Raw genomic sequence first — 10,261 nt, forward strand, 5'->3', positions numbered from 1 at the left:
TCTCTCGTATCGCCTGGAAGTGATTCGCGGCGCCAGGCAATGGCCGTGCGGCGCGCACAAGCGGTCTTGCACTTCGGGGAGACCGACCCATTACGGAATCAGACGATCTGGACCTCGCAGTTGGTCACTATGGACTTGAACTTCTTTGCGTCGTCGTCGGTCCCGACGATGGCTGCATAGTGCATAGGGACGGCAATTTTAGGATTAATGGTCTGCGCCGCCTTGGCCGCTTCTTCCACCGTCATCACATACGTCCCCGACACCGGCAATAACGCTATGTCGCACTGGATGGATTTCATTTCTGGGATAAAATCCGTGTCGCCGGCATAGTAGACACGCGTTCCGTCCGTTTCAAACACAAAACCCACACCCTGCGCATCCTTTGGGTGAAAGGGCTTCCCGGGCTCCCGAAATTTGTTGACGTTGTAGGCCGGGACTGCTTCAATTACCACCTCGCCAACGGTCTGTTTCATGCCGGGCGCGACAAAATGCTTTGCCTTCGCCTTTACATTTTGCAGGCCTTCCTTGCATGCGGGGCTCGCGACAATGGTGGTCTCAGGCGTGCAAACTTTATGGAGATCGTCCAGGCTGAGGTGATCAAAGTGTTCGTGGCTCAAGAGAACGATGTCCGCCTGGTCCTGCTTAACCACCTTGAACGGGTCCGTATAAATCACCTTCGAGCCTGCAATCCGAAAAGTGTCATGCGCGATTCGCGTGAAATCGAGATTTAGAATCTTCATTGCAAAGCCTCCTATGCAAGATGCTGGCGCCTGCTTGCCCGCCATGCCCATTTGTAAGAGCTAAACAGTTTAGAATATCAAAAAATGGCGATTTCGACTTTGAGCGGGAAGAATCGTTCGCAAAAGGTTGCTGTATAAGTCAGGATGGACGGATTTATCCGCGGCAGGCAGCACTATCCGGGGACGGACATTAGAATAATATAATGGCCTCTTCGCAGTGCGTTGCCGACTAATAAAGTTAGGGGAACAGGTTGGCGGCTCAACCCGTGAGGAGTCGCCAACACCGGGCAGGGGCGAGCGGATGCGAAATAATGTGAAACAGGCGGCTTGCTTATTTCTGATTGGCCTGATTTTCGTGTTAAGCTCGCCCGCCCGAGGCCAAGAGTCCACAACGGCTCCATCACTTGGCGAAATCGCACGCCAGTTGAAAGCCGAGCGGGAAAAGCAAGAACAGAAGCCGGCTCCCGTATTTACTAACGACAATCTGCCTTCCCGAGGTTCGTTGGGGATAGCGTCGGTCAGGCTCGAAAAAGGAGCGGAAGAGGAGGCGCAAGCTGGAAAGAAAAGCGCTACCCAGACTGCTGCCTCCGGGGAACACGGCGAAAAGTATTTTCGCTCAAAAGCTGAAAAGATCCGGTCGCAGATGGAGTTGCACGAGCGCCAGCTCGCCGTCTTGAAACAGCAACTGGGGCTCGCAAGGGTGCAGTACTATCCCGACCCCCAGAAAACTCTGGACCAGGAAAGCACCCCGGCTTTCCAGGCGGACGTGGACAAGTTGCGTGCCAAAATCGCAAACGCAGAGCAGGCGGTCGCCGACGATCAAAAAGCGATGGACGACTTGCAACAAGAGCTTCGTCGCGAACGAGGCGACCCGGGCTGGATCCGATAATGGACTTTGCAACCCTCACCCGCAGGATATTCGATTTTCAGCCGCAACAATGACCATGACCCAAACCATTCACTCGAGGCTCTCATTGGTCCTTCTGGGCGGCCTGCTATTTCCTGTTGCTGCAACCACTCCGGCGCAGTCCCTTGGCGAAGTCGCGCGGCAGTGCCGCAGGGAGCGGCAAGCCGGGGAGAAGAAGGGTGAAGTTCCCTTCAAAAAAGTATTTACCAACGATGACATCGCCAGAATGCCGCCCATCTCAATTCTGAAATCCTCAATACAGACGACATCTTCGCCTGAAATGAAACCTTCACCACCTTCCCCGCCGGCCGAAGCAACAGCCAGTGGGACGCAGACAGCCGCACCTGCGGCGGTGCCTGAGAAGGAAAGAAGCATCGAGAAGTCCAAAGAGTATTGGCAGGCAAGGTTCAGGGCCGCGCACGCGCGCCTGACCCACGCCAAGGAAGAACAAACTCTAGTGGAGGATGAACTTCAGCTTCTTCAGGTTCAGCAGGCAAGGGAACTCAATCCGGGGCGCTCAAGAGAACTGAATGGCCGCATTGATGCTTCGACCGTCGAGCTTGAGGGCAAACGCGCCGCCATGGAAAAAGCTCAGCGGGCAATGGGCCAGCTTGAAAAGGAATTCAACGACAGCGGCGCGCCCCAGGGATGGATTCAGAAAGATCCAACAGCCGGCCAATAAGCAACCAGGCAGACCTACCCCTTTTCTCCCAGATGAAGGGCCGCCACCCCACCGGTGAAATTCCTGTAGCGGACCCCGCTGAAACCTTCCTCCCGAAGCAGGTCTGAAAGGGCTTCCTGGTCCGGAAAACGTGATACCGAATCCGGAAGATACTGGTAGGGACCCTGAACTCCTGAAATCAACGCGCCCAGCCGCGGAAGCACGCGTCGAAAATAAGCACGGAACAGCGGGCCAAAAATAGGCCAGGTGACGTGCGAAAACTCCAGAATCGCCACCATGCCTCCCGACCGCAACACCCGCCTCATTTCCTGAATCCCGCGCCTGTAGTTCACGAGATTGCGGAAGCCAAAAGCGATGGTCACAGCGTCGAGTGACGCGTCACGGAAGGGCAGTCGCAGCGTATCCGCCTCCAGGAAGTTGGTGCTTCGGCCCAGGCGCACCGATTTTTTCCGGGCACGCTGCAACATGGGATGGCAGAAATCGGTCCCCAGCACTGCACCTTCCGAAGCTCGTCTCAGAGCCAGCGCCAAATCTCCGGTCCCGCAACAGAGATCGGCCACCACGGATGATGGCCTGGACAACACTGGCTTAAGCGACCTGACGGTTGCGCGCCGCCAGCCGATATCAACCCCGGCAGAGAGAAGATGGTTCAGCAGATCGTAACGCGGCGCTACAGTCGCAAACATGCTCCGAACTGCGGATGCAGTAGCCCGTTCGTCCGCACCTTTGCCGACTGTGGCGCCGCCAGCCGCCAAGGGGTTCGCCTTAACCATAGACCTCCGATTGTTGTACGCTGCGCAGCGCTTCAACCGCAACCCCGATCGGGACGCCGCGCACAATGCTGACCTTACCGATTTTCTCCGGCACCACCCAGTGGATCTGGCCTGCAATGGCCTTCTTGTCGCGGGGGAAAAGATTCCGGATTTTCGCCGGCGACAGGTCACGAATGGAAGGCAAAGGGCCGATACTCCTGACCAGTGCGGAGATCCGTTCAGCCTCTTTTGCGTCCAGCATATTCAGGAGCACTCCCAGTCGTGCCGCGCAAAGCAGCCCCCAACCCACCGCCTCGCCGTGGAGAAACCGCCGGTACCCTGTGGCTTCTTCCAGCGCGTGGCCGAAGGTGTGGCCCAGGTTCAAGAGCCGGCGCAAATCAGCTTCGTGCTCGTCGCGATTGACGATATCCACTTTCACCTGCGCCGCCCGCACCAGCAGAGTGTCCAGCGTTCCGTCCAAGCCGGGGCGAAGCCTGCCGGCGGCCTTCTCCATCAGCGAAAACAACGACGGGCCGGAAAGCACCGCATGCTTCGCAACTTCGTAGAAGCCGGAAAGATACGCCCTCGGAGAAAGGGATTTCAGCACCACGGGGTCAGCCAGCACGAGGCGCGGCGGCGCAAACGTCCCAATCAGGTTCTTCATCTCGCCAACATTGACGGCGGTCTTGCCGCCGATGGCACTGTCCACCTGGGCCACCACCGTGGTCGGCACCTGGACATAGTCAATCCCGCGCATGTAAGTGGAAGCGACGAACCCGCCCAGGTCACCCACCACGCCCCCACCGAACGCGATGAGAAGAGAATGCCGGTCCGCCCTTTTCTTCAGCAGTCTTGCGGCCACCTGTTCCGCCATTCTGATGCTCTTTGAGTTCTCGCCCGAAGGAACAAAGATCTCGGTTGGAGCAATCAACTGGCTGGCTTTCAGGAAGTTCGCTCCCCAGCGCTTCCAGAGCGCTCGTTCCGTCAGTACGAATATGGAAGAGTATTTCCGGTGCGGAAAGTGCTGAAACGCGCTCCAGGCGCCGCGCCCGGCCACAACGCGGTATTCAAAATCACGAGATTTTACTCGAAGTCGTCGCATGCGTTCCTGATCAGTCCTCTCTTGAGTGTAAATGAAAACAAATAGCATACCACCGGAATCCAGGCAGATTCCCGACCGGCGCTGACCGCCGGGCTACATATTGCGGGGTTGCCCGACGCCGCGTATGATGGTGATGATCCCTATGAACGAGAAAAACGAGCAGGTCGATTACCTTATCCTTGGCGCCGGCATCGCTGGACTGCGCGCAGCTATTGAACTGGCCGACGCCGCCCGAGTCCTGGTTCTGACCAAAGGCGATATCTACGAATCGAGCACCGAACACGCACAGGGAGGCATTGCCGCCGCGCTTGCCGAAGATGACGAAGTACACCTCCATCTTCAGGATACCCTGCAAGCCGGCGACGGCTTGTGCCGTGAAGAAGGCGTGAAGATCCTTGTCGAACAGGGGCCGCGTGAAATCAAAAAGCTGATCGACTGGGGCATGGAGTTCGATCGAGAAGGGACCAAACTGGCCTTTACGCGCGAGGGAGCTCACAGTCGCTCACGCGTTCTGCACGCTCATGGAGATTCAACCGGCGCCCAGATTTTGCGGGCTCTGATGGTGAAAGTCAAGACGCTTCCCAATATTGAAATCCGGCCGCACACCTTTGTAACCAATCTCTTGTTGGACGGGACAAAAGTTGCCGGAGTCAATTACATTGACACAAAGGCCTCACGCCTGCGGGCCATTGAAGCCAATGGCGTGGTGCTGGCAACCGGCGGCATGGGGCAGGTCTACAAGGAAACCACGAACCCCGGCGTTGCCTGCGGTGACGGAGTTGCCATCGCTTATCGTTCCGGCGCGCTGTTGAGCGACCTGGAATTCATCCAGTTTCATCCTACCGCTCTCTACGCAAAAGGCGCTCCTCGGTTCCTGCTTTCTGAGGCGTTGCGGGGCGAGGGCGCCGTTCTGAGAAATGTCGATTTGCATCGTTTTATGCCTCATTACCACGAGGCCGCCGAGCTTGCGCCCAGGGATATCGTCTCCCGCGCCATCGTCATGGAGATGCGCAAGACCGGCACAGAGTTCGTTTATCTTGACCTGACCGGCCTGAAGGGAGACCACGTCAGGGGCCGTTTTCCCAGAATCTACGCTACTTGCCTGCAATACGGATTGGACATCACCGCCGATCTTCTTCCGGTTCGCCCCGCCGCCCACTACGCCATGGGTGGAGTCGCCACCGACCTCAACGGCAACACGTCGCTGGAGGGGCTTTACGCCGCTGGCGAAGTGGCCTCCACAGGGGTGCACGGCGCCAATCGCCTTGCCAGCAATTCCCTGCTGGAAGGACTGGTGTTCGGTGCGCGCGCCGGCGCGAGCGCCCGCAGGCGTTCCTGCCATTCACACTCCAAGGGCGCCAGCGCAAAGTTCAAAGTGGATGAATCCAAGGGCAGCCGGCATGCGAATAGCCCTTCAACCACCTCCTTCACCGATATCCCACAGGTTGTGAAGACCCTACGCGAAATTTTGTGGGACAAGGTTGGAATCATCCGCGAGAAATCAGCCTTGACTGAAGCTGTGCACCACCTCGAAGAGCTCTCCATTCCAGAACCGGTCCCGCTGGACCGGCAATGCCACGAAGCTCAGAACATGCTGGCCGTCGCGCGCCTGATCGCCTCCTCGGCTCTGGCTCGTATAGAAAGCCGCGGCGCCCACTACCGTACCGACATGCCCTTCAGGGACGATTCAACGCCTCCCCGCCACTCCTTCGTCAAGAAAGATGCTGCGGTTATTTTCTCGCAGGATCTGCCGGCTGGTTTCAGTGAAAAACCAGCATCTTCTCACAAGTAGTCCCTTTGGCTGGTCTAACAGGTTGCTGAAAAAAGCCGCCCGTCATGCTGAGCGCAGCGAAGCATCTGCTGTATTTTACTGAACAAAACAGATCCTTCTCCCGCTTCGCGGGGTCAGGATGACGTCTCGCTGTGATTTTTTCAGCAACATGAGAGCCGTGCCCAGAGGTGGAGGTCGTCCGGCCCTGATGACCGGGAGGGTTACTATTGGATGCGAGGCGAGCTTTCAAGCTCACTGAGCGTCGCTTTCACCACGCGGCCCACAATGGTCAGGCTGGAAGGGCTGCAATGCTGGATCAGATCCTGCGCCGTGTGCCAGTAGCTGTTGTTGGGCCCATAATTAAAATCGATGATGTCGACAGAGGATACGCCGGCGCTGACAAAAGGAATGTGGTCATCAGTAACCGCGATGGGCTGGCGCAGAAAATACTTTGAATAGCCCAGCCTGTCCGCCTGCTGAAAGACAAGTTTGTTCAGCCAGGAGGTGGAATTCTGGTCCCAGTGGATATCCAGGTGCGCGTCCCCGATCATATCGACAAGAATCATGGCCTGAATTCGGCTCAATTCCCCGTTCGCCGTCAGCTTCTGGACAAAGTGCCGGCTGCCGTAGGTGTTATCGTCGCCAGCCCATTCCTGCCGGACCGCTTCCTCGCCGTCGAAAAACACGATCCAGTAAGTCAGCTTGTGCCGCGTGTGGGCCAGTTCGCGGGCCATTTCCAGCAGAAAAGCCGCGCTTGATCCTCCGTCGTTTGCGCCGACGAAACGGAAAGAATTCTCCAGCTTGGTGTCATAGTGGCCGGCGATCATGATGATGCGCTTCGGCTCGTTGCCGGGAATTTCGGCGATGAGGTTCACCATGGGAATCTTGCCAATAGGGGTGGCCCCGACAAAACTGTCCTGCACAACCTTGCAGCCGGATTTCTCCAGTTGCCCAATGATCCAGGCGCGGGAAGCCTCCAGGGCACTGGAGCCAACAGGCCTCGGGCCAAAAGACACCAGATGTTGAAGGTCCGCAAAGGCGCGGCCGCCGTTAAAAGCATAGGCGTCCGCCGCACGAGCCTTCGAAGCGCTCGCCAGGAAAGCCAGCAGAAACGTGAGCAGAAACAGCAGGGATGGAAGTTTGCCGCCGCTAAGTCTTCTCATGCCGCTTTATCCAGTTTTTCCGGTAGTAGACGAGCCACGAGAGACCAATGCTGACAAAGTACAGACCCACCAGCGGCATCCAGAACATAAACAGCGTGGTCCAATCCGGCGTGGGAGCCAGAGCCGCCGCCACAACGGCTGTGATGATGACCGCATAGCGGATGTTCTTGATCAGGAACCTTGGCGTGACAATTCCAAAAATGGAGAGCAGCAGGATGACAACCGGTAACTCAAAAACGACGCCGACGCCCAGGATGATGGTCAGCGCCAGTCCCCAATACTCATGAATGGTAATCATGGGGGTGAAGCGATTGCCGAATTCCAGCAGAAACCTGAGGGCCGCGGGGAAAGCAAACCGGTAGGCAAAAAATCCGCCCGTAAAAAACAGGCCGGACGACAGTCCCACAAACGGCCAGATGTATTTCTTTTCGTGACGATAAAGACCGGGAGAAATGAACAGCCACAACTGAAACAGAATAAAGGGCGAGGCCAGAAAGATTCCGCCTACGATGGAAAGCTTGATGTACAAATTGAAAGGATCAACGGGATTGGTATAAACAAGCTTGTCCGCCATGTGCAGACTTTGAAGCGTGTCTGTCAGCGGCTTGGCCAGGAGGCCGTAGATATTGTCGGCGAAATAGAAACAGATTAAGAAGCCGGCGAAGACGGAGACGGCGCTGCGGACCAGTCGCTTCCGAAGTTCCTCAAGGTGCTCGAGGAACGACATCTGCTTGCCGCTGGAATCGTCATCCTCGGGGCCGTGGTTCGGGTTCCTGCTGGGAGGGTTCTGAATAGTCGTAGCCATACTCAGGAGCCGGCTCCAGATCGCCTTCGGACTGCTCGCTTCGTGCCGTCTCCGTCTCTTCAGACTGATCGGTCACTGCCGTCCCTTCGGACTCTACGCTCAGTTCGTGCGTCTCTTCCGGGTGGTCGTTGAAGCCTTCCTCTTCCGTTTCGGAATAGTGGTGCGTCTCGTGTTCAGGGTACTCATGTCCGGAGTACTCATGTTCAGATTCAGAGTATCCATTTTCTGAGTAATCGTGGCCGGAGTAACTGACTTCATCATCCTTGCGATCGAGATTTCGAATCTCCTCTTCCAGCGAACTCTTCAGCTCATTGGAAGCGCGGCGCAACTCTCCCATCCCCTTGCCGAGTACGCGCGCAATCTCCGGCAACTTCTTCGGCCCGAAAAGAAGAAAGGCAATGAATAAGATAAATCCGACTTCAGTGAAACCGCCGCTGAACAAGACGTACCTCTCTTCTGCATCATAGGGGACGCTCCCCTGCTTGTCAAGCAAGTGTGGCGCTTCAAAAAAAGAGGCCGCGCGCCCCGCCAGTTAAAGCCCGGCATCACGATCTTTCAGTTGATCCCGCCACCTTCACAGATGCGCGACCAGCCTTTTAATCAGCCGCGTTGTGCAGCACATCAATCGACACAACCTCTGATTTGGAAAGCCCGACCTCAACCCTATCCATGATGTGGGCGGGCTTCGCGCCCCATGGCGGTCCGCTTTCTTCTAAGTGTAACTTCCCGCGCAGTGTGAGAGGCCGGTCGATGGATTGCCCAAGCTCCAGGCGTTGACCCTTAACGACTGTCGATGGCCCCAGAATCGCCATAACCTGCCTGCGAAGCAGGCCCAATTCCAGCCCGGCACCGGTCGCGAATTCCCTGGAAACCATCAGGGACTTTGCACACCTGTTTTCTGTTGCGTCGCGCCGGGAGTCTATACGGAAATCAATAGCGGTTCCCACCCAGCTCTCGATTTCAAAGACTGTGCCGTCACCTGCTGCCGATAAGTAACACCTCCGGGCGGGTGGCGCAGATTCGCGCCTTGTCGAGTCTGCGATCCCGCGAAGCGGGACGTTTCCGTTCAGCTTCACGCCATCCGGTCCATGGCGATCATTCAGAAGGACCATCACTCATCACTCCCCAATGCTTTTTTCATCCTTCATCCTTCATCCTTCACAATTCTTTGCCGCGCCATTCTTGCCCCGTTCAGCTTCGCTGATCACAGAGACAGAAACCACCTCTGCGCCAGCCCCGGAGGTCCTCGCTTGTATCTTCCCCATCAATGAGAGGAAACTTGTTTCGATGGGCGGAGGAGGTTTCGGGGAGGCCGTTTCGCGCTGAGGCACGATCCCGCCGAGGCGGGATCGTGAGCCTGTCGGGTAGATCGGCCCCCCGCCCTCATCTCCGACGCCGTGGAAGAATCTCAGGCGCCGCCTGCGCGGACAGCCTGCATTCGCAAGCCCGGCGGGAGACGATACAGGGTCGGGGAACCGAAGCCTCAGCCTATCGCAGGAGGCTCCTATGAACAACTCCCTTTCGAGTTTTGATCCTTGTGGCATCGAAGTCAGTGCCCGGACGCTGCTGGTGGCGCTCGGTCCCGAGGGGCGTGCGGCATCGCCGCGCGAGTTTCCCAACACGGCCGAAGGCCATCAGGCGGTGCTGCGTTGGCTCAAGAGCTGGCAGCGGCCGGTGCGCATCGTCATGGAATCGACCGGCCTCTACGGCCTGGATCTGGCGCTCTGCCTCAATCAGGCAGGGATGGCGTTGATGGTGGCCAATCCCAGGGCCGCGCGCCATTTCGCTCAGGCCATGATGGAGCGCAGCAAGACCGACCGCCTGGACGCCGAAGTGCTGCGCCAGTTTGCCGCCCGCATGCCGTTCGTCGCCTGGCGTCCGCCTTCGCCCGCAGCCTTCAAGCTGGTCTCCGTGGCGCGCCGCCTGGAGGCGCTGACCGGAATGCTGGCGGCGGAAAAGAATCGGCTCCATGCCGCCTCGCTCTCCGAGGCTCTGCCGACGATCATTCGTCGCGACATCCAGCGCAGCATCGCAACTCAGCAACGCGCCATCGAACGCTTGACCCGGGCCGCGCAGGAGTTCGTGATCTCGGATCCGGAGCTGGGACGCCGCTACCAACTGCTGCTCTCGATTCCCGGTTTCGGCACGACCAGCGCTCTGCACACCCTGGCCGAACTCGCCCTGCTGCCCGCCGGCATGGACGTGCGCCAGTGGGTGGCTTACGCCGGGCTCGATCCGCGCCAGCACAGCTCGGGTTCCTCGGTCGAAAAGAAGCCGCGCATCTCCAAGGCCGGCAACAAGCACCTGCGACGCGCTCTCTACATGCCTGCCCTGGTCGC

The 10,261-nt window shown here is 57.9% G+C and carries 11 protein-coding genes; 4 read left to right on the top strand and 7 right to left on the bottom strand.

Going from position 1 to position 10,261, the window contains the following annotated elements:
• Positions 1–98: 98 nt before the first annotated feature.
• Positions 99–740, bottom strand: a complete 642-nt coding sequence (locus VFQ24_01295) for an MBL fold metallo-hydrolase (GenBank protein ID HET9176975.1) — start codon at positions 738–740, stop codon at positions 99–101.
• A 301-nt stretch (positions 741–1,041) separates the two neighbouring features.
• Here VFQ24_01295 and VFQ24_01300 point away from each other — a divergent pair, with 301 nt between their 5' ends.
• Positions 1,042–1,629 carry a hypothetical protein gene (locus VFQ24_01300; GenBank protein HET9176976.1) on the top strand — a complete coding sequence of 196 codons (588 nt, stop codon included), beginning with the start codon at positions 1,042–1,044 and terminating at the stop codon, positions 1,627–1,629.
• 55 nt (positions 1,630–1,684) lie between these two features.
• On the top strand, positions 1,685–2,329 hold the full coding sequence (locus VFQ24_01305) for a hypothetical protein (GenBank protein ID HET9176977.1): 645 nt from the start codon (positions 1,685–1,687) through the stop codon (positions 2,327–2,329).
• A 14-nt stretch (positions 2,330–2,343) separates the two neighbouring features.
• Here VFQ24_01305 and ubiE read toward each other — a convergent pair whose 3' ends face one another.
• Together ubiE and aroB are read right to left on the bottom strand one after the other, a co-directional pair.
• A complete protein-coding gene (gene ubiE / locus VFQ24_01310) occupies positions 2,344–3,102 on the bottom strand; it encodes a bifunctional demethylmenaquinone methyltransferase/2-methoxy-6-polyprenyl-1,4-benzoquinol methylase UbiE (protein ID HET9176978.1) in 759 nt (252 codons plus the stop codon).
• Positions 3,095–4,183 carry a 3-dehydroquinate synthase gene (gene aroB / locus VFQ24_01315; GenBank protein ID HET9176979.1) on the bottom strand — a complete coding sequence of 363 codons (1,089 nt, stop codon included), beginning with the start codon at positions 4,181–4,183 and terminating at the stop codon, positions 3,095–3,097. Before aroB ends, ubiE begins: the two co-directional genes overlap by 8 nt.
• Before the next feature lie 142 nt (positions 4,184–4,325).
• Between aroB and nadB the strand changes: the two genes are divergently transcribed.
• Positions 4,326–5,975, top strand: a complete 1,650-nt coding sequence (gene nadB, locus VFQ24_01320; GenBank protein HET9176980.1) for an L-aspartate oxidase — start codon at positions 4,326–4,328, stop codon at positions 5,973–5,975.
• 203 nt (positions 5,976–6,178) lie between these two features.
• Here the strand turns inward: nadB and VFQ24_01325 are convergent, their stop codons facing one another.
• From VFQ24_01325 to VFQ24_01340, 4 genes are all read right to left on the bottom strand, one after another.
• Positions 6,179–7,117: a M28 family peptidase gene (locus VFQ24_01325; protein ID HET9176981.1), complete on the bottom strand. Its 939-nt coding sequence runs from the start codon at positions 7,115–7,117 to the stop codon at positions 6,179–6,181.
• Complete coding sequence (tatC, locus tag VFQ24_01330) at positions 7,104–7,922, bottom strand: twin-arginine translocase subunit TatC (protein ID HET9176982.1); 819 nt, start codon at positions 7,920–7,922, stop codon at positions 7,104–7,106. The genes VFQ24_01325 and tatC overlap by 14 nt, the downstream gene beginning before the upstream one ends.
• Complete coding sequence (locus tag VFQ24_01335; GenBank protein HET9176983.1) at positions 7,864–8,415, bottom strand: twin-arginine translocase TatA/TatE family subunit; 552 nt, start codon at positions 8,413–8,415, stop codon at positions 7,864–7,866. Before VFQ24_01335 ends, tatC begins: the two co-directional genes overlap by 59 nt.
• A gap of 103 nt (positions 8,416–8,518) precedes the next feature.
• Complete coding sequence (locus tag VFQ24_01340) at positions 8,519–9,034, bottom strand: hypothetical protein (GenBank protein HET9176984.1); 516 nt, start codon at positions 9,032–9,034, stop codon at positions 8,519–8,521.
• A 394-nt stretch (positions 9,035–9,428) separates the two neighbouring features.
• On the opposite strand from VFQ24_01340, the gene VFQ24_01345 reads away from it, so the two are divergent.
• Positions 9,429–10,261 (top strand): IS110 family transposase (locus VFQ24_01345; protein ID HET9176985.1); only part of this gene is annotated, 833 nt, incomplete at its 3' end.

The organism is Terriglobia bacterium, from assembly GCA_035712365.1.
Classification (GTDB): Bacteria; Acidobacteriota; Terriglobia; order UBA7540; family UBA7540; genus SCRD01.

Bases quoted from the DNA above. Each gene is read 5' to 3' on its own strand.
- VFQ24_01305 (HET9176977.1), top strand. From the start codon at position 1,685: ATGACCCAAACCATTCACTCGAGGCTCTCATTGGTCCTTCTGGGCGGC.
- ubiE (HET9176978.1), bottom strand. From the start codon at position 3,102: ATGGTTAAGGCGAACCCCTTGGCGGCTGGCGGCGCCACAGTCGGCAAA.
- tatC (HET9176982.1), bottom strand. From the start codon at position 7,922: ATGGCTACGACTATTCAGAACCCTCCCAGCAGGAACCCGAACCACGGC.
- VFQ24_01340 (HET9176984.1), bottom strand. From the start codon at position 9,034: ATGGTCCTTCTGAATGATCGCCATGGACCGGATGGCGTGAAGCTGAAC.
- VFQ24_01300 (HET9176976.1), top strand. From the start codon at position 1,042: ATGCGAAATAATGTGAAACAGGCGGCTTGCTTATTTCTGATTGGCCTG.
- VFQ24_01295 (HET9176975.1), bottom strand. From the start codon at position 740: ATGAAGATTCTAAATCTCGATTTCACGCGAATCGCGCATGACACTTTT.
- aroB (HET9176979.1), bottom strand. From the start codon at position 4,183: ATGCGACGACTTCGAGTAAAATCTCGTGATTTTGAATACCGCGTTGTG.
- VFQ24_01325 (HET9176981.1), bottom strand. From the start codon at position 7,117: ATGAGAAGACTTAGCGGCGGCAAACTTCCATCCCTGCTGTTTCTGCTC.
- nadB (HET9176980.1), top strand. From the start codon at position 4,326: ATGAACGAGAAAAACGAGCAGGTCGATTACCTTATCCTTGGCGCCGGC.